Origin of the sequence: Dolichospermum sp. UHCC 0406 (assembly GCF_009712025.1) — a bacterium.
Classification (GTDB): domain Bacteria; phylum Cyanobacteriota; class Cyanobacteriia; order Cyanobacteriales; family Nostocaceae; genus Dolichospermum; species Dolichospermum lemmermannii.
On record NZ_VILA01000014.1, the window covers coordinates 457,814 to 477,040 of the forward strand.

General features: G+C 38.4%; 20 protein-coding genes. 11 read left to right on the forward strand and 9 right to left on the reverse strand.

Annotated elements, in window-relative coordinates; genetic code table 11:
- The first annotated feature begins 13 nt into the window (after window positions 1–13).
- Window positions 14–1,024, forward strand: a complete 1,011-nt coding sequence (locus FJR09_RS13255) for a fatty acid desaturase (RefSeq protein ID WP_254433105.1) — start codon at window positions 14–16, stop codon at window positions 1,022–1,024.
- Window positions 1,025–1,502: 478 nt separating this feature from the next.
- On the opposite strand, the gene FJR09_RS13260 is transcribed toward FJR09_RS13255, so the two are convergent.
- Both FJR09_RS13260 and FJR09_RS13265 read right to left on the reverse strand, forming a co-directional pair.
- On the reverse strand, window positions 1,503–1,784 hold the full coding sequence (locus FJR09_RS13260; RefSeq protein ID WP_015083436.1) for a TMEM165/GDT1 family protein: 282 nt from the start codon (window positions 1,782–1,784) through the stop codon (window positions 1,503–1,505).
- Between the two features lie 30 nt (window positions 1,785–1,814).
- A complete protein-coding gene (locus FJR09_RS13265) occupies window positions 1,815–2,192 on the reverse strand; it encodes a TMEM165/GDT1 family protein (RefSeq protein WP_168653578.1) in 378 nt (125 codons plus the stop codon).
- A gap of 540 nt (window positions 2,193–2,732) precedes the next feature.
- Here FJR09_RS13265 and FJR09_RS13270 point away from each other — a divergent pair.
- The gene (locus FJR09_RS13270; RefSeq protein WP_168653577.1) at window positions 2,733–3,875 is read left to right on the forward strand and encodes an AAA family ATPase; all 1,143 of its coding nucleotides are present in this window, start codon (window positions 2,733–2,735) and stop codon (window positions 3,873–3,875) included.
- On the forward strand, window positions 3,872–4,603 hold the full coding sequence (locus tag FJR09_RS13275; protein ID WP_168653576.1) for a hypothetical protein: 732 nt from the start codon (window positions 3,872–3,874) through the stop codon (window positions 4,601–4,603). Before FJR09_RS13270 ends, FJR09_RS13275 begins: the two co-directional genes overlap by 4 nt.
- A gap of 89 nt (window positions 4,604–4,692) precedes the next feature.
- Here FJR09_RS13275 and FJR09_RS13280 read toward each other — a convergent pair whose 3' ends face one another.
- On the reverse strand, window positions 4,693–5,043 hold the full coding sequence (locus FJR09_RS13280; RefSeq protein ID WP_148761106.1) for a YkgJ family cysteine cluster protein: 351 nt from the start codon (window positions 5,041–5,043) through the stop codon (window positions 4,693–4,695).
- A gap of 166 nt (window positions 5,044–5,209) precedes the next feature.
- Between FJR09_RS13280 and psb30 the strand changes: the two genes are divergently transcribed.
- Window positions 5,210–5,329 carry a photosystem II reaction center protein Ycf12/Psb30 gene (psb30, locus tag FJR09_RS13285; protein ID WP_028084264.1) on the forward strand — a complete coding sequence of 40 codons (120 nt, stop codon included), beginning with the start codon at window positions 5,210–5,212 and terminating at the stop codon, window positions 5,327–5,329.
- 112 nt (window positions 5,330–5,441) lie between these two features.
- On the opposite strand, the gene recJ is transcribed toward psb30, so the two are convergent.
- On the reverse strand, window positions 5,442–7,487 hold the full coding sequence (gene recJ / locus FJR09_RS13290) for a single-stranded-DNA-specific exonuclease RecJ (protein ID WP_168653575.1): 2,046 nt from the start codon (window positions 7,485–7,487) through the stop codon (window positions 5,442–5,444).
- A gap of 69 nt (window positions 7,488–7,556) precedes the next feature.
- On the opposite strand from recJ, the gene surE reads away from it, so the two are divergent.
- Window positions 7,557–8,237 (forward strand): 5'/3'-nucleotidase SurE, encoded by a 681-nt coding sequence (gene surE / locus FJR09_RS13295; RefSeq protein ID WP_168633357.1) that lies wholly within the window; start codon window positions 7,557–7,559, stop codon window positions 8,235–8,237.
- Between the two features lie 139 nt (window positions 8,238–8,376).
- Here the strand turns inward: surE and FJR09_RS13300 are convergent, their stop codons facing one another.
- From FJR09_RS13300 to FJR09_RS13320, 5 genes are all read right to left on the reverse strand, one after another.
- On the reverse strand, window positions 8,377–8,670 hold the full coding sequence (locus FJR09_RS13300) for a hypothetical protein (protein WP_015083427.1): 294 nt from the start codon (window positions 8,668–8,670) through the stop codon (window positions 8,377–8,379).
- Window positions 8,671–8,842: 172 nt separating this feature from the next.
- Entirely contained in the window at window positions 8,843–9,514 is a 672-nt protein-coding gene (locus tag FJR09_RS13305; RefSeq protein ID WP_015083426.1) for a HupE/UreJ family protein, read from the reverse strand.
- A gap of 66 nt (window positions 9,515–9,580) precedes the next feature.
- Window positions 9,581–11,332, reverse strand: coding sequence for an ABC transporter ATP-binding protein (locus FJR09_RS13310; protein ID WP_148766820.1), 1,752 nt, complete (start codon window positions 11,330–11,332; stop codon window positions 9,581–9,583).
- A gap of 40 nt (window positions 11,333–11,372) precedes the next feature.
- Window positions 11,373–12,620 carry an RNA-guided endonuclease IscB gene (gene iscB / locus FJR09_RS13315; RefSeq protein WP_168651157.1) on the reverse strand — a complete coding sequence of 416 codons (1,248 nt, stop codon included), beginning with the start codon at window positions 12,618–12,620 and terminating at the stop codon, window positions 11,373–11,375.
- A 359-nt stretch (window positions 12,621–12,979) separates the two neighbouring features.
- Window positions 12,980–13,666 (reverse strand): hypothetical protein, encoded by a 687-nt coding sequence (locus FJR09_RS13320; RefSeq protein ID WP_168653574.1) that lies wholly within the window; start codon window positions 13,664–13,666, stop codon window positions 12,980–12,982.
- Between the two features lie 526 nt (window positions 13,667–14,192).
- Here FJR09_RS13320 and FJR09_RS13325 point away from each other — a divergent pair.
- The 6 genes from FJR09_RS13325 to FJR09_RS13350 all read left to right on the forward strand — a co-directional run bounded on the left by FJR09_RS13325 (window position 14,193) and on the right by FJR09_RS13350 (window position 19,123).
- On the forward strand, window positions 14,193–15,095 hold the full coding sequence (locus tag FJR09_RS13325; RefSeq protein WP_168653579.1) for a DUF2382 domain-containing protein: 903 nt from the start codon (window positions 14,193–14,195) through the stop codon (window positions 15,093–15,095).
- A 43-nt stretch (window positions 15,096–15,138) separates the two neighbouring features.
- Window positions 15,139–15,321: a CsbD family protein gene (locus FJR09_RS13330; RefSeq protein ID WP_168653573.1), complete on the forward strand. Its 183-nt coding sequence runs from the start codon at window positions 15,139–15,141 to the stop codon at window positions 15,319–15,321.
- A gap of 101 nt (window positions 15,322–15,422) precedes the next feature.
- A complete protein-coding gene (locus FJR09_RS13335) occupies window positions 15,423–16,052 on the forward strand; it encodes a signal transduction histidine kinase (STHK), LytS (RefSeq protein WP_168653572.1) in 630 nt (209 codons plus the stop codon).
- A gap of 14 nt (window positions 16,053–16,066) precedes the next feature.
- Window positions 16,067–16,537 (forward strand): BON domain-containing protein, encoded by a 471-nt coding sequence (locus FJR09_RS13340; protein WP_015083420.1) that lies wholly within the window; start codon window positions 16,067–16,069, stop codon window positions 16,535–16,537.
- A gap of 45 nt (window positions 16,538–16,582) precedes the next feature.
- Window positions 16,583–17,032, forward strand: coding sequence for a CsbD family protein (locus FJR09_RS26185; RefSeq protein WP_015083419.1), 450 nt, complete (start codon window positions 16,583–16,585; stop codon window positions 17,030–17,032).
- Window positions 17,033–17,155: 123 nt separating this feature from the next.
- The gene (locus FJR09_RS13350; protein ID WP_015083418.1) at window positions 17,156–19,123 is read left to right on the forward strand and encodes an HAD-IC family P-type ATPase; all 1,968 of its coding nucleotides are present in this window, start codon (window positions 17,156–17,158) and stop codon (window positions 19,121–19,123) included.
- The last annotated feature ends 104 nt before the right edge of the window (window positions 19,124–19,227 follow it).

Sequence of the window (19,227 nt, forward strand, 5' to 3'; positions counted from 1 at the left end):
TGTTCCCTATATTTTGTTATGGATTTTAGCAGCAAAAGCAGCAGAATTTTCCTTTTGGTTGCTGCCACCGATCATGATTTTGATCATACTATTTTCACTGCGTTGTTTTTCTTTAATGCACGATTGTGGACATTATTCACTCTTTAGATCAAAACGGGTCAATAGAGTGGTAGGATTTATTTTGGGAGTGATGAATGGCATCCCTCAATATCCTTGGTCAAGGGGTCATGCTTTTCATCATAAAACAAATGGCGACTGGGAAAAATATAAAGGACCGGCTGCATTAATCTCCACAGAGCAGTTTAGTAAACTTAGTCCTTTTGCCCAAAAGCGGTATGAATTACTTAGGCATCCATTAATGCTTTTGCCCGGCGGTTTTTTCTATCTAGCAATTAAGCCCAGACTGGCACTAATCGCTGGTTTGTATGGTTTTATAGGTCATTTGCTGACTTGCATACAGAAAGAACCGACTATGGATATCAAGGAAATCATTTACTCTTATAAATCCAGAAATTGGTACACAACAGGAGAGTTTTTTGATATCCTTTTCAACAATATTTGCGTAGTTAGTAGTTGGATTTATTTGGGTTATTTACTAGGATTTGGATTCTTCTTTGGGGTTTACTCAATCACTCTCACCTTTTCAGCAGCAATTTTTATCTGCATCTTCTTTGTACAGCACAATTTTGATGGCTCTTACGCCCATAAAACTGAAGGTTGGGATTATACTCTAGGAGCATTAGAAGGTAGTAGTTACTTAGAATTACCCAGAGTTCTTAAATGGTTTGGGGCAGACATAGGCTACCACAATATTCACCATCTTTCTGAAAGAATACCTAATTACAATCTGGAAGCTTGCCATAATCAAAATATTCATTTACTGACCCATGTAAAAAAGCTAAAAATAGCGGATATTCCTGATTGCTTCCAATTTATTTTGTGGGACGCATCGGAGGATCGTCTTGTATCTATCGCTTCATTTCATCAATCAACCGCTTACGGTAGTAACTTTATGTTACAGTAGCGGATCTGCTTAATTTCCGATCATTTATAAGAGCATCCGGTAAGCGTAAAACTCAGCGGCTAAAGCCGCTGAAATATAAGCGACACTTCGACAGGCTCAGTGCATCGCACGAGGGATTTTAATCCCTGTGGTATGTTAGAATTAAATTGTGAGTAAGAACAAAAAACATCTATGTGTTGAAGCATCCTAGTACGGATAAATCCCGGCTCATAAGAAACAACGGTTAGGTTCAAGTCCTAACGGCAGTATTGACAAGAAAGAGCGAGTAATGGCAGGGTGTGGAGCGTACCGAGTCTTGGCTTAGTGATGGATTCTGAAAACACTGAAAACAATAAAAGTAAGCGCAATTTCGACACCTTGATTGGCAGTTGTTTTGAGCGTCTAGGCGGCGTTTGGCGGTCGCAGCGAGATTGGATTGGGCTAAACCCTTAATCTAATTCTGTCAGTAGAATCTCAGTGGCTTGGCTCCCTGAGAGTGTCAATCCTCTTCACTGTTGGGTAATAAGAGACGGATAGCAAGAATGGCAAATCCCACAGCAGCGATCGCTTTTAAAATCCGTGTAGGTAAAAATTGGGACACCGCACCACCAGCTAATGCGCCCAGGAGACTTGTTAATACTAAAGCACCTGCTGTACCAAAAAATATAGCTTTTCGAGATTGTCCTTGTCCAGAAAGAGCGATCGCTGCTAACTGACTTTTATCACCCAATTCTGATAAAAACACCGTGACAAAACTCAGTCCTAAAAGATGCCAGTTCATAATTTCCCCAGTTCATAATATTTACAAGTATTAACCCTGAATTACATCCCATACCAACATGACGGAAATCAGTAGTAACATCACCCCGGCTGATTTCTCGACGGTTTGAGGGCTGAGTTTTGTGGATATCCAACCACCTAACAATACTCCCAGCAAGCTAGTAGTAATTAATGCTACTGCCGAACCCAGAAAAACTACCCAAGGGGCATGAGATTCTGCACTCATTAACAGGGTAGAAAGTTGGGTTTTATCACCAATTTCCGCGAGAAAAATGGTGATGAAGGTTGTCCCAAAGACCATAAATACAGATTCTTTCGGTTGGGGATGATCCTTAACTATGGATTGATGTAATTGGCTTTCAGTTTCTGATACGTGGGAAATGCTGACAGGTGGAGTATCAAGTTTCACAGGCGCTAATCTTGTCTCTAAGTTGTTTTCATATTCTCTTTATTTTCTCATATTGTTGTCATAAATGGCAACTGGATTTGTTAAAAACCGACAGCTTGATCAAAACGGATTTGTTCCAAACTGCGATCGCTCTGCTTATACTCGTCAAGATGTAATATCAAGCAAATAGCAGTATTTATTTTTTATATAAAGATTATTGATGAGAATACACGCTTAGAGGGTGTTTGAAAAGTTATGGTTGATGTATCAAATATTTTTTACCCCACCCTAACCCTCCCCTTGTAAAGGGGAGGGAACTGGATTTTTATTGTTTCCCCCCTTGTAAAGGGGGGACTAAGGGGGGTAGCAATGTGATGAAAATTACGGAATACCACTTTTCAAACATTCTCTTAATTAATGATATTAAAAAGTAATCTAAAACAAAATCTCTGATCACAACTTTGAGTGCTAAAATACCCGATATAGAGCGAATTGAAGATATTCATCTCAGAAGTTCTTTTAGATTCTCTATATAATTGCTTGTTAAGAAAAGTAAGAAATATGAAAATACAGAGTTTTAAATTCAGTAACAATAAGCAAAATTGGCACATTGAGGAAGTTAAATTTGAGAGTCTAAATTTACTTGTCGGTGGTTCTGGAGTTGGAAAGACAAGAATTTTAAAGGCACTTGAATTGATTTGTGATGTTGCAATAGGCAGGAATCGTAATTTAGATGATTTAGAATGGAGTATCAATTTCTCTCATTTAGTGCAAAATTATAGGTGGGAGTTAAAAAGTTCCTCAATCAAAAAAGAAGAAATATCTCTAAATGTAAATGATTCAAAACAGACTGAAATTGTTTATGAAAAATTAGTTCGATATGATGATGATTCTGAACTGGAGATACTTCTCCGCAGTGGCTTAGATTCAAAATTTAATAATGAAAAATTGCCTAAATTGAAAAGAACTGAAAGTGCAATTACTCTTCTTTCAGAAGAAGATTTGATTATTCCAGTTCGTAAAGCATTTGAGAGATTAATATTTAACTTTGAAACTCGTCAACAATTGAGAATTGGACTTGGTTCTGATCCTTCTAAAATACCAGTTTATATTGAAAATGATGAAATTCAAAATTTTAAAGAATATTTTGCTAATTTTCCACCAGTCGTAAAGGCTTTTTATTTGCAGAAATTTTTTCCAGATGTTTTCAATGAAATTAAAGAGTATTATATTGATATTTTTTCAGAAGTTAACGATGTGAGAGTTAGTAGCGAGAGAACCTCAGATGGTGATTTTATGCTATCCTTTGAAATTCAAGAGAATGGTTTAGAAGACTGGATTCCTCAACAGCAAATTTCATCGGGGATGTTTCGTACTTTAATTTTTTTGGTTGAAGTAACTGCTGCTCCTGAAGAATCCGTGATTTTAATTGATGAATTTGAGAATAGTTTAGGAATTAACTGTATGGCTGAACTAACAGACTTTATCCTTGATAAATCCCCAAATGTACAGTTTATACTTACTAGCCATCATCCATATATTATCAATAATATTCCTTGGAAAACTTGGCAAATAGTTAGTAAATACGGAAATGAAGTTAGAGTTAGAAAAGCTTCTGACATTCCAGCACTTGATACAGCTTCTAGCTTAGATAAATTTACTCAATTAATTAATTTACTTGACTGGGAGGAATTTTCCGAGTGAATCTTTTATTTTTAGTAGAGGGGGGAAAGACTGAACCAAAAGTATATAAAGCATGGTTACAACATTTATTTCCTAGCTTAACTTTTGTTGTTAGACCTGAAGATATGACAATGAATACTTGTCGAATTATTGCAGGTAATGGCTATCCGAGTATGGTTGATAGACAGAATAACAATTCAGAAGTTTCTCGACTGGAAGCTTGTCTAATTGATATAGAAAAATTCGGTAATGTCAACCATTTTTTTATATGTATTGACTCTGAAGAACATTCTTATACTGCTCGTTTTCATGAACTTAAATCTAAACTTGATGCACTCAAATCTGGCTACAATATAGATAGTTCAAAAACAGAGATTCACATAATAATTCAGCATTGCTGTTTTGAAACCTGGGCATTAGGTAATGCAGAAATTCCTAACGAATATCCTTTACTTAGAAGTTCCAAAATTTTATCAGATTTCCAAGCATATTATGATGTTTTAGTCAATGATCCTGAAGAAATGTCCTCCTTTCCACCTGGGCATATTTTTAGAACAAAAGCGAAATTTCATGAACGTTATCTCAAAGAATATCTCACAGAATTTGGTTTGTCCTACAGTAAAAAAGATCCAAAGGTTGTAGAGGATAAAAAGTATCTAGATGCGTTAAAAAAGCGATGTGAATCAATGAATCATTTATCTAGCTTGAAATTATTGTTAGATATATGGGATAGCATAGAAACTTTGTAAGCAGTAGCAAAACTTAGGTACATGAAGGTGAATCTCCCATTGATTACTGCGCTCAAAAACACAATGAGAGAATAATTATATGAATTAAATCAAAAACCGACGGCTTGATCAAAACGGATTTGTTCCAAACTGCGATCGCCATAAACCCCCTCAATTTGCTGATGACAGCAATCAATCGCAAAATCGTTCACATCTTCCGCTTCAATCCCATACATCTCCTCAAAAGTCTCTGCTTCCACACGACAGAACCAAGGACGGGTAGAATAGATTTTACATTCTCGCGTACCATGATCATAATTTACGCACCATCCTCCCTCACCGACCATACTGAGATAAAGTTCTAAATCAGGTGGTGAAAGATACTCTTCTATATCTGGACGATCCGCTGGTGTCAGGTTACAACAAGCCCCACACTGAGCTATACATTGCCAAGTAGCCATATTTTTAACCTTCTAGTATTCCTGCTATTCTACTTTTTTATGACTTTTCTTATAATTTTGTGAAGTAAATTAAATTTTAGATCCCCTAAACAGATATGATAAGTTGCGGGTTTTGTCATGGAATTATTAAATCTTTTTAAACCATTAAAATCATTGGGAGGAAAAAATGGACATTTTAGCTAACATCAATTGGGAAGTTGTCTTGCAGTTAACTTGCGTGGGACTAATTGTGATTTCAGGACCCATAGTCATCTTCGTTCTAGCATTTCGCAACGGCAACCTGTAAATTGGGTAATTGGTAATTGGTAATTGGTAATTGGTAATGCTTTGTCTAATCACCAATTACCCGTTGGCGATAATAGAATCTTAAATTACCCATTTAAGAGAGTTTTTAATCTTTAATTCTGCACATGGGTTGATAAAGCCTGAATTGCAGTTTGCACAATTCCCTCATATATGGGTTGAGATAAATTTACCTGTTCAGCATTTTCGCGGTTGAAACCCAACAAACCAAATTTATCTTCTGGTCGCATGACTAAAACTTTACCTTCAGAATTTTTAACTCTTAATTCTCTACTTATACCATTTTCATAGATTCCGCAGGTATATTGACGCTGTTTATATTCAAAACTAGCCCGTGATAAATTTGGTGAATTAGTGAAAAGTTCAACAACGTGATTTGGGAGTTTTGCACCTACTAACTCCATTTCAATGGTAGTTTTGCCATTAAAGTTATTTTCACGCAGTTTGTAAGCAATATCCAATCTTGATGGTAAGGGAAAATAATCACCCCAACGCCATGCTATGCCTTTAATTTCTTGACGCTGATTGTCTATAGTTTGGGATACAGTTAATTTAATGTGACCTTTCCCAACTATTTTCTGTTCAATCACTTGGACATTAGCAGTCCAAAAAATTGGATCTGAGTTATCAATACCGCAGGGGTGAAGAATATTTAACTGCTGAAAAATATCCTGGTTAATTTCGTGAATATTAACTTGAGTATCTATTTTCAACAGCGGTTTCAGGTGTTGAAGTTCCAAACACTGATTTGCAAATGCAGATAAACGCAACCGCAATTCTGGTAAATTCTCCGCTGGTAAAGAAAATCCTCCCGCAGCTTTGTGTCCCCCAAATTTACCTAATAAATCTCGACAAGCATCTAAAGCTGCAAATACATGAAATTCAGGAATTCCTCGCGCTGAACCCCGAATTATGGTTTCATTTTCGTAAGTTCCAATAAATACAGGAACACCATAACGTTCTAGTAAGCGAGAAGCAACAATCCCAATAACACCATGATGCCAATTATCTTTGATAACAACTAATACGCGGTCTTTTTGTAAAGAGTTTATATATAAATCTTCAACAATGGCAATGGCTTCTTTTTCAATTTCCTCGCACATTTGTTGACGTTGAGTATTAGTTTGTTCACATTGGATAGCTTTAGCTAGTGCAATACCAAAATCATCAGTTGTGAGTAAATCAATGACAATTTGGGGATCACCAATTCTGCCGATAGCATTAATTCGTGGTCCCAATCGAAAACCAATATCTTCGGGTTTTAAAGATTTAGAAGTTTGATTTTTTTCTCCTTCGCTGGCTTGAACTCCGGCAATTTGAATTAATGCTTGTATCCCTGGTAAATTAGATTTTGGTAATAACTTTAAACCCCGTTTTATCCAGCGACGATTCACACCGGTTAAAGGGGCTAAATCGGCAATAGTTCCCAAGGTAAATAAAGCTAACAGTGGCTGCACTAAACCTTTGATTTCTCCTAATTGTTGGGCTAAACAAACGGCTAAAATGTAAGCCACACCCACACCAGCTACACCCCGATAGGGAGAAGATTCAGCTATTAGTTTCGGGTTGAGAATCGCGTTAGCTGGAGGTAATATTTGGGGAACATCATGATGATCTGTGATAATAACTTTTAAACCCAGTTCTCTGGCTCTAGTAATTGGTTCAACCGCAGAAATTCCATTATCCACCGTCAGAATTAGTTTCACCCCTTCATCATGAAACTCTTCGACAATCCGGTTATTAATCCCATAACCATCGTGCATTCGACTAGGAATAGCATAATCAACATCAGCGCCCAAAGCCCTAAGACTTCTCAGCAGTACTGCAGTACTGGTCATACCATCAGCATCATAGTCTCCACAGATAGCTATCTTCTCTTTATTGGCGATCGCTAATTCCAATAATTCCACACTCGCAGCTAAATCAGGGAATTCTTCGAGAGGAGAAGGTAAAATCAGAGATTCGGGATCTAAAAATATCTTGGCATCTTCTGGGGTTTCCATGCCCCGATTAATTAATAATTGGCTGATAATTGGGGAGATATTTGTTAAATTCGCTAATATTAAACTAGCTTCTGGATTTTTTGCTGCAATTTGCCAACGTTGATTGGGTAAGCGTTTGGAAGATTTGTCATTGGTCATAGAAGAGTTAAAAGTCTATTTAATAGACTATTCTAAGTTACGTATTGTCAGATATCAAATCGGTTCTATATGACTATAATTTTAACCAATGACGACGGTATTGATGCACCGGGTATTGCAGCTTTATTTAAAGCAGTAAATGGTAAGTCGGTAATTATTGCTGCACCGCAATCACATCAATCTGGCTGCGGACATCAAGTTACTACCCATCAACCGATTAATCTTCAACGGCGTTCAGATTGTGAATATGCTATTGGTGGCACTCCTGCTGATTGTATCAGAGTTGCCATTTCACATATTGCTGAAGATATCAAATATGTAATCTCAGGTATTAATGCTGGTGGAAACTTGGGAGTTGATGCTTATATTTCTGGGACTGTGGCTGCTGTTAGAGAGGCTGCAATGCACGGAATTCCCGGAATTGCTGTTTCTCAATATCGTCACGGTAAACGCGATTATGATTGGGATGCGGCTATGAGATGGACATCTGCATTGTTAGAATATTTGATGGAACTTCCCCTCGAACCTGGATGTTTTTGGAATGTTAATTTACCACACCTGTTACCGCAACAAGCAGATCCAGAAGTAGTATTTTGTCAACCTTGTTCCAAACCTTTACCTGTTAATTACCGAATAGAAGGTGATGATTTTTACTACACAGGAGAATATAGTAAACGAGAGCGGACTCCTAATGGTGATGTTGATATATGTTTTTCTGGAAAAATCGCAGTCACTAAGTTAAGGGTTTAAGGTAATTAGAGCTTACTAATTCAGGTTCTAAATTCTTCTTCCTTCTTTCTTCTTCCTGATAGCGTAGCGTGGCGTTAGCCATACTCCTGACTCCTGACTCCTGACTCCTGACTCGGTGACTCCTGAACTCCTCCTATAATTATTCATCTTGCAACAAGGATACAAGTCCATCTAAGGTTTGTGACAATTGAGTGATTTGTTCCATAGAATCCTTCTGAGAATCAGCCAAACTTTGCACAGCGTCACATAAAGCAAAAATCTGATATCCTTGCTGCTGTACTTGTTTTCCTTGAGCCTCTATTTGTAGACTCAGAGCATCTACTCTGTGAGCAAGACGTTCAATTGTCTCAGTTGTCGAGAGTACAGCGTCTCCAATCTGTTCAACAATAGATTCTAGACGACTGATTCTTGTTTCTATTCCAGTTGCAATCATTTCTGGCCTGCTCCAATCTTGAGGAAAAATCATCACAGTAATATTCCTAAATATTCATTCAATAGTTTCATAATCAGCATTATTAATAAATAAAGTAATTTGTCATCATTCCTCTTACTTTTAACTTCGAGCTTGCGGTATTAGTCCCAATTCCTATTCCCCAATCCCTAAGTTAAATTACTGAGTAACCCAAAAATACGATACCAATTGCACAGAATACTAAACCAGCAAAACGGATGATTTTTGGGAAGATTTGGTTAATTTCATTGATGCCAAAATTTACACCTATTTTTCTGGCACTCATGATAATTACTGTTTGGGTGAAGGCAACACTAATGACAAAGATAATCATAGTTAATGTTTCCGCACCGAGGATGGATGTAGCATCAGAGTAACCTTGAAATATACCAGCAGTAGCACTTAATAAAGCTATTGCTAACCAATGAATAGGAATTGGTGTAACTAACATGATTCCTAATGCAATGGTACAAATAGCGATCGCTATTGCTGGTGCAGGTAAGATCACTGGAGATAAATTAATCAATTGTCCACAGATAGCAGCAATGACAAAGGTGATATTTAGGCAATTACCACGGGTAAATCTAGCGGAAAATAAACCTAATGCTACAATCCCTGCAAAACGGTCTAAACTAATCACTGGATCGGCTATACCCCAAATAAACCCTTCCCAGATGGTGGAAACATTATGTTCAATGGGTGATCCACCGGCTGAAGTCAGTAAACTAATGACGACTAAAAGAGCTATCGCTCCTAAAAGACGCTGCTGTTTAGATGTTAATAAGTTACTGGACTCAGAAGCTACTAACTGTGAATTTTTAAACATCTTTAGATTATGCTGGTTAGTGATTAATACTACTGCTAATTATTACAAAAATTAATCCATTTTGGTTCAATGTAATAGTTCTTCTACTTGGTGTTGATGCCACAAATTTTGATAAAGTCCAGGCTGTTCTACCAGTTCTGAGTGATGACCAGTCTGGACGATTTTCCCCTGTTCCATGACCAAAATTCGGTCAGATGTGGCAGCAGCAGCAAGTTGGTGGGTAATGAAAATTACGGTTTTTCTTTTTGTCCCTGTAGCCAGATTGGTGAGGATTTGTGTAGCAGTTTGATTGTCTACACTGGATAGGGCATCATCCAACAGCAAGATGGGGGCATCAATTAACATTGCTCTTGCTAAAGCTGTGCGTTGTCTTTGTCCACCAGAAAGGGTAATTCCTCGCTCACCCACTAGGGTTTCATACTGTTGGGGGAAATTCTGAATTTCTGCGTCAATTTGCGCCATTTTGGCGGCGTAAACTACGTCTTCTGCGGCGGAGACGGGATCACCATAACGGATATTATTTTTGACGGTGGTACTGAATAAAAAGCTATCTTGTGGTACGTAGGCGATCGCTCCGCGTAAATCACTCACAGCTAGTTTTGTCACATCCAACCCATCTAAAAACAACTGTCCTGGCTGAATATCCAATAATCTGGGGAAAGCATTCGCTAAGGTTGATTTTCCTGAACCAACCGGACCGACAATAGCGACTACTTCCCCAGGAGCAATCCTAAAATTAAGATGTTCTAGAACTGGGGTATTTACGCCGGGGTAGGTGTAACTAAAGTTTACTGCTGTCAGTTCCCCTTTGAGTTTGTTAACCTCCAGATGAATACTATCTGGTGTGTCTTGAATTTTGGGAGTCACACTGAGAATAGTTTCTAAACGGTCAATACTGACTTCACCCCGTTGGTAAGCAGTAATGGTGAATCCTAATAAAGCGGTAGGGAAAATTAATCGCTCTACATAAATTAGCAAAGCCAGAAAGTCACCAATGGCAAGAGTTCCAGAGGATATTCTGGCTGTACCTAACCAAATAATAATCAAAGAACTGAGACTTGCTAACCCACCAATGAGCGGAAATAGGGTGTTGCGCGTTTTAGCTAGTTTGAGGTTAGCGGTTAATAGCTGTTCATTTTTCTGACTAAATGCTTGACGCTCATTGTCTTCTTGGGCGTAAATTTTAATCAGTGCCATACCGCTCATATCTTCCCGTACCAGTTCACTGATTTCTGCAAGTTGTTCTTGGACGGCGGTTTGTTCATTACGCAAGCGATCGCTAAAAAAATGCACCATCAGAAACATGAACGGGTACACTGCTAATGATGCCAATGTCAGTTCCACACTCAGAGACAACATCACTGGTAATGTCAGAGTATAGGCAAAAAAAGTATTTGCCAAACTTAATACAGCAAAACCTACCAACCGTCGAATATTATCTACATCACTGGTAGCGCGACTAATTAAATCCCCAGGAGTATTAACTGTAAAATAAGCAGGTTCTAATTGCAGCAGGTGCTGAAAAATCCGCTGTTTGAGGTCAAATTCTACCTGTCTTCCCACACCAAATATCCAAATCCGAGAAGCCATTCGCATCATCCACATAGCGGAACTAAGTAGGGCGATAAGGACTACATAATGGATGATTTGGCGAAAACTAAAACTCTTAGATAGAGTATCTACCCCTGAACGGATTAACAAAGGAATATATACACCCAGCCCATTGACAACTAATAAAGCAATAATACCGAAAACGGTTTCGCGCCAATAGGGGCGTAAATAAGCAGCGATTTTATCAAGTCTGTGTGATTTGGCCATGCCATTCCTTCTAATCCCAAAATAATGTAGTGTTTCCTAGTCAAAAATAGGAATAAGCATCTTTGCTGTGGAGTTTTTTAAAATCAGTTAGTTTCCCACCAATTCTTTTCCCATCTACCCTGATCTCTAGTCGGGTCGCAGATTGCACTACAACCCGACCTGAGACACCTTTACAATAGGCAATATCACCTGTGTTCCACTTGTGTTCATACTTTTGACGTGGCTGGGAACAAGGAAAACCGAACTTGTTTATCCGACATAATCTTCTTGTTCCAAGTCCGGTAGATTTTACTTTAAATATATTGGTTGTCAATATATTTAAGTTTTTTACTACTCCAACACACGCCGCATCTATCCAATGTTCTTTGGGAAGATTTAATTTTCTCCTATTGAATTTTGTCCTTCCCCCAGAAGCCGTTGTAATTGGTAATCCAGTTTCTTTCAAAGTTTGAAATAAATCCCACCTGGTAGAATTAACAGCAACCGCATCTTTTAAAGGTCTTTTTGACTGAGATTTAATTCTTTTCAATAGTTCTGGTTTCTTAGCTAAAAACTTTTCAATGTCCTGCGTTCCTTTTTTTTGATTACATTTTTCACAAGACAAGCACAGGTTACTTATTCTGTTACTTCCACCTTTCGCTTTAGGTTGAATATGTTCTACCTGAAGGGGGATATCTTTCGCATCACAATAACTACATTTTCTCTCCCATTTCTCTAGTAAATATTCTCTAACTTCGTAACCTTGTAACTCCCCTTGCTGATATTCTATTCCCGATATTTCAGGGTTTTCTAGTTGCTGTAAATCAAATCTGACTAGCTCTTGAGTAATAGCTGTAATTGGGGCATATTTTATTAATCTTTTTACCCAAGTATTAGTAGTCAATACACGATGTTTTAAACTTGGAGCTAACCAATTTATTGTCCGTTTTCTATTCAGAAACCGTGGCTTTCTATAACGAGTATGACGGTTTCTTCGACTACGCCTAACCCATGAGCGTGTTTCTAGCTCACTTTTAATTACAGCACCACGATGTTGTAATTCCATTCCCCAAATAACTTCTTCTTTGTTATTTACTAAAGAGATACCCGTAAACTTAGAACCAGGATCAATTTTTAAATTAATGGGGTAAGTAACAATGTTTTCCACAACCCGATTCATGATTAAAACAAAAGGATAACGCCTAAAAACGGCTGCTTTCCCACTATCCAATAGCTTACTAGCATGAGATGGGTGGATAGGATTTAATGGGGTTTTATTAGCATCAATTAAAAAGACAAAATTGGACATAATTTGTTTTCGGTCGGTTTGACCAATCCTTATTTCTAAGTAAAGTTTGCTTCAACCCGGTTATAAAAGCTTGTTATGGTAAAGACACTTTCCTTTTGGAATGTTTAATCAGTACCGACAGAGCATGGAACTAGCGAATCCCAAGGTGTCATAACTTAAATAACGTTTACCCTTCGACTACGCTCAGGGTGGTTTGGTTCACATCTAAACCGTATTACTACGATTTAGAATGATCCCAACAATTATCTAACTTTTTGAGATTACAGGAGCAGTCATTGAGTCAGGAGTCAGGAGTCAGGAGTCAGGAAGAAGAACGAAAATTTATCCCCCTGCTCCCTCTTCCCTGTCCCCTGCCTCTTCTACGTCCGGCCACGTAGGAAAACATAAATCTGATTGAGATAACTTTCCCATACTTGGGTAGTAAGTTGCAGTGTTTCTGCATTAGGAACAAAGTCTTCTACCCGTAACCCGCGGGTGCTGATTGCTTGAGGATTTTGGAGGAGATAGGAAGGGATATTCGCAGTCAGACTATTGAAGGCTATAGTTGGAGAATTTATCTCTACCATTGGTGGGATGATATTTTGCTGAATATCTGAGATTGTGAAATTAGGATTTGCTGAACCAAAGGCGACTAGGGCGGATGGGGAAGTTTGGTGATTTATGTTCGTCCCCTCAACTGTGGCAACTGGTGATCTGACGAGGAAGTAAGCGATCGCTGGCGTGCTGGACAAAAGCAAAACCGTCAAAGCCCATCCTAATAAAAAACCGCCCGGTTTATCAATGCCACCGCCTTTGATTTTTTGAGCAGCTAGAAACAACATTAAAACCGAAGCGCCCAAAGGCTTGAGCGGGAAGGAGATAAATCGCCACAATGAAGCCACTGCTGGTTCATTAGGATTGAGAAATGCTAAAGCTAAAACAACTATGACTAACCCTAAAAGAAATCTGCCGACAAAAGTTACTGATGGATAGAATCTTTGAAACAAAGAAAAGGCTACAACACCAATTAAGAGCCATAGCAAAACCCGGCTTAACAACTGAAACATAAATTAACTCTCTAATTTTTTAGCGCAGTAAGCCTAAAGACCGCAGGAAGTGGATTAATTTTATCGTCAAGCTGACTTAAAAATACCTCAAACTCACACCCAAAGATTACCGCCGTAGTGATTTTAATGCAATTTTTTGACACCGAGTGTATTATTTGCGATTTTCCCCAAGGGAAGTTTTTAGATTATTTGGCTATAAACGAATTTATACACTTTTAAACCCACCCAGATCCCCGACTTCTCCAAGAAGTCGGGGATCTGAACTTTCCTGCACATTTACTTGGTTGAGAATCTCTGTCTATTGATATACAAGCATAATCAACCCTTTGATGGACGGTCTTAATCATAAAAATAACTAATGTATACATATTAGAACTAACAGAGCTGAAAAACTAATAACCCAATTGTACCAGGTTCTAATGTTGAGAATAATTGGTATTTGATGACATCAACTGATAGTGAAACTGGAACAGGAGCAAAATTATCAACCTGTTCCACATCCGTAAAAAGTGGAGATGGAAATAGTATGCCTCTTTTGAAAATTAAAGAATTTGATCCGAATTATCGAGAAAGTTTTGAAGGCAAAGATATCAAAGGTATGGGTGTCTATGCAACCGCAGATGAAAAAATTGGCACAGTCAGCGATATTTTAGTAGATGACCAAGGACATTTTCGCTATTTTGTTGTTGATTTAGGTTTGTGGATTTTTGGGAAAAAAGTTTTATTGCCAGTTGGTCGTTCGCGCATTGATCATACCTCTGAACGGATTTATACAGTGGGAATGACCAAACAACAAGCGGAGAATTTACCCGAATTTAACGAACACAAAGAAATTGATTATAACTATGAAGAACAAGTCAGAGGAGTGTATCGTTCCGAAGCATTCTTAGAAAGTTCCGGTTCTGTAGATACAGCCAGTTCTCGACCTGCGGGAGGTACTATGGTAGCCCCTCCCATAGTCCCACCGAGAAAGTCCGGTAACGGCAGTGCTGCCTATGACTATAAAGCAGATCCGGCTCTATATGCTTTGAATGATCAGGATCATCAAACTTTCAAACTATATCAAGAACGATTAATTGCCAACAAAGTCCGCGCCAAAACGGGAGAAGTGATTGTTGGGAAACATACAGAAACAGAAAAGGCGCGGGTTTCAGTCCCCATAGATAAGGAAAGAATTGTCATTGAACGAGTCACTCCTACAACTGCGGGAGAAACGGTGGCTTTAGATGGCGATAGCTTTGGGACGACAGAAGTGAGTCGAATAGAACTTTATGAAGAAACTGCGGACATTCATAAAGAAGCTTTCTTACGAGAAGAAGTCAGAGTTAATAAAGTTGTAGATCACGAAACCATTGAAGCAGAAGAAACTCTGCGTCGAGAAGAATTGGATGTTAACACCCAAGAACATCCGAATGTGGAAAGAAGATAAAACTCAGATTTCGCGTTAGTAAATTTTCCATTAGGAGCAGATTATGAGTGTGAAAAATAGAGCTAAGGCAACTGCCAAAAACATTGAAGGTAAGGTTCAAGAAGCCGTAGGTGATTTAACAGGAGATCCAAAAACTCAAGCGGAAGGCAAGGAAAAACAAGCAGAAGCCAAAATTCGCCACGGAGTTGAAGATGTGAAGGATCAAGCCAGAGAAATTGTCGAATAGATTAACCAGGCAGGGGCAGGGAAATAAGACTTTTGATCTTACAAACTAATTCTTAATTACCTTGTTGCCTGCCACTTTTTCCCTTGTGAAAGGATAAAAAAATGACCTTGATTAATAATAAACGAGCAGTGGGAGTATTTTCTAGTCACGACGAAGTAGAAGATGCTCTAAATGAACTGCGAGATAACGGATTTGACATGAATCAGGTATCTGTGATTGCTAAACATGATGAAGATCTAAATCAGCGATACCAAATTGGTGAAACACGAGTTCAAGAACCAACAGAAACCCGTGAAATCGGCCATGAAACCACTCATGAAACCACTCGTGTAGAGGAAGGTGCGAAAACTGGAGTCGAGGCAGGAGGAGCGGTTGGGGGGTTGACAGGGTTACTAATTGGGTTAGGAACTCTAGCAATTCCGGGGATTGGTCCAGTTATGTTAGCAGGAGCAGTAGCTACAGCGATCGCTACAACTCTAGCAGGTGGAGCTATCGGAGCAGCAGTTGGTGGTTTAATTGGTAGTTTAGTAGGTTTAGGAATTCCCGAACATCGGGCGCAAATCTACCATGATTATGTAGTTGATGGGGATTATCTAGTAATTGTAGATGGCACAGAGGCGGAAATCCTGAGAGCAGAAACAATTTTCAAGCACAAGGGAATGCGGGAATGGGAAGTTTACAATAGTCCAACCATTGGCCGTTCTGCTAATCCTGTTGTCTCGCGTGTGTAAAAGGGATTGGAAATATGAGAAAAATTACGCTTTTAGTCCTCAGTAGCATTTTACTTCTGGGAACAGTTGCTTGTGACAATAAAGCCAAAACTAGCAGCAGTGCGCCCGATTCTGCTGAGAAAACTGGTGAAGTTCCCACAGATAAAACCATTTTAGCCAATCAAAAAGACGCAACTAGCCAACTTCGTCGAGATCAACTCAACGCAGATATTCGCGCCCGTGAACAACGCAATAATGTCACTGGAGGGAATGCAACTCGCGCTAATAGTGATCTTGCCAGTGAGGTTCGTTCTAAGTTGGAAGCTAATATTCCGTCTAGTCAATTAACTGTGGCTGCTAAAGATGGAGCAATTGTTGTAGTTGGAAATGTCCAGAATCAAGAACAACTAAATAAAATTAATTCTCTTGCTAAAGAAATCAAGGGTGTAAGAAGCGTCAAAGTTGTAGTCAAAATTGTTCCAGCCGTACCAAGTCCAAAACTATAACCGATGACATTTATTAATTAACAACCTATAAATGAGGAAAATTCCATGAATCTATTTTCACAATTTCGCAAGTTTTTTCTCGTCATTAGTTTAGTTCTATTTCTGGGAATTTTCACAGCTTTTACATCTGAGGTTAGTCTCGCTCAGACTCAAATGGCCACAACTATGAATCGAGTCGAAGCCACAACTAAAAATATTGAAGGTAAAGTTCAAGAAACTTTCGGTAATGTCACAGGAAATAAAAAAGACCAATTCATGGGTAAAGCCAAGCAAGCTGAAAGTAAAGTTCGTAATGCAGTCGAAGATATAAAAGATACAAAGTGGCAACCCAACTCAAGAGCAACCAAAAAGATTGAAGCTAAAACTGAAAAAGCCATAGACAATAGTATTGTCAACCCTAATTATCTACCTAGTGGAAAAACTGATGACATAAAAAGTGAATCTCGTAACCCAGCAAATAAAATGAAAGAAGAGGTTCGCAATACTTTTAAGTAGGGTTTGCTGAAAAAGTTATCTGTGAGGGCTTTTGTAGGTTGGGTTGACGCAAGGAAACCCAACATTTTTGGGATTTGGTGGCTGTAGCTTAACCAGAACTACAATTATTTCTAACATTAATTGATGAATTCACAATTATCCACTTTTTGGAATTTATCTGCTGTTCAGATATTTGTGCAGGTACAATCAACCCCACAAGGTTTAAGCAGTGAAGAAGCTAAACAACGCCTGAGTAAGTCCGGTGCAAATAGCCTCAAGCAAAAACAGCAATCCCATACTCTCACTTTGTTATTAAATCAGTTTAATAGTCCGATTATTCTGATTTTGATTGTAGCAGCAATTCTTTCCATTTTTCTGCAAGATGCTATTGATGCAGTCATTATTCTCGTAATTGTCTTCGCAAGTGGATTTCTGGGTTTTTGGCAAGAACGGGGTGCTGCTGATGCTGTCCAGAAACTCCTAGAACTGGTGGAAATCAAAGCGAGTATCCTCCGAGATGGTAAACCCCAAGATGTCCCAGTAGATGAGGTTATGCCGGGAGATATTGTCTTATTGTCGGCTGGTAATAGTATTCCTGGAGATTGTTTGGTTTTAGAGTCACAAACCCTATCGGTAGATGAAGCTACTTTGACTGGGGAAACTTATCCAGTGGCTAAAGAAACAGCGATTTTACCTGCGGAAACTGGACTAGGACAACGCACAAATAGCCTATTTATGGGGACTCATGTAGTAAGTGGCACTGCTAAGGCTGTGGTGGTGAATACGGGCAAAGCAACGGAATTTGGTAAGGTATCGGAACGATTGAAATTTAGACCACCAGAAACTGAGTTTGAGAATGGAATTCGCAAGTTTGGTTATTTTCTTTTGGAAGTAACTTTAACTTTAGTAATCCTAATTTTTACCGCGAATATTTATCTCCATCGTCCGGTGTTAGATTCTTTTATGTTTTCCTTGGCTTTGGCTGTAGGACTTACTCCCCAATTATTGCCGGCAATTATTAGTATTAATTTAGCTCATTGTGCCAAGTTAATGGTCAAAAAACAGGTGATTGTCAAACGATTACCTGCAATAGAAAATTTTGGCAGTATGAATGTTTTATGTGCCGATAAAACAGGGACTTTAACTGATGGTGTGGTGCGAATTCGTTCGGCTTTGGATGTAGATGGTAAAGAAAGTGAGAGAGTCTTGTTTTATGCCTATTTAAATGCTATTTATGAATCAGGTTATGTTAATCCTATTGATGAAGCAATTCGTAATCATAAATCATTTGATATTTCTAAATATAAAAAGTTGGATGAGATTCCCTATGATTTTAACCGCAAACGTCTGAGTATTTTATTGAGTAAAGATCATGATTGTCTGGTGATTACAAAAGGAGCAATTTCTAATATTTTAGATATCTGTAATACGGTAGAAATGGCAGAAGATAAAATAATTGATATTGAACCAATTCGGCAGCAAATCCAGCAAAAATATGAAGATTTAGGTAGTCAAGGTTTTCGGACTTTGGGCGTTGCCTATCGAACTATAAATACTAATCATATCACTCTTAAAGATGAAATTAATTTTACTTTTTTGGGCTATTTGGCTTTATATGATCCGCCCAAATCTGACATCAAAAATACAATTATTGATCTAGCAAATTTGGGCGTTACTTTGAAAATGATCACCGGTGATAGTCACGCAGTTGCTGCTAGTATTAGTCAGCAGGTAGGACTAATACAAACTAAGCTATTGACAGGATCTCAAATCCAAAAACTCAGTGATGCAGCTTTGATACATCAGGTAAATCAGGTCAACATCTTTGCAGAAATAGAACCAAATCAAAAGGAGCGAATTATTGTAGCTTTGAAAAAAGCTGGTAATGTTGTCGGCTACATGGGGGATGGAATTAATGATGCTTCTGCGCTTTACGCTGCGGATGTGGGTATTTCTGTTGATACGGCTGTAGATGTGGCTAAGGAGGCAGCGGATATTGTCTTGATGCAGAAGGATTTGGATGTGTTATTGGGGGGAATCAAAGCGGGAAGAACCACTTTTGCCAATACCTTAAAATACGTATTTATGGCTACTAGTGGTCTGTCAAGCTAAAAGTTGTGAGTTTGAGGAGTTTGAGGGAAAATAGAAAGGCTATTTACAGTAAACCTCAGCAGATATTCTAATAACTGATTATGTTTAAGACCTATATTGTCCGG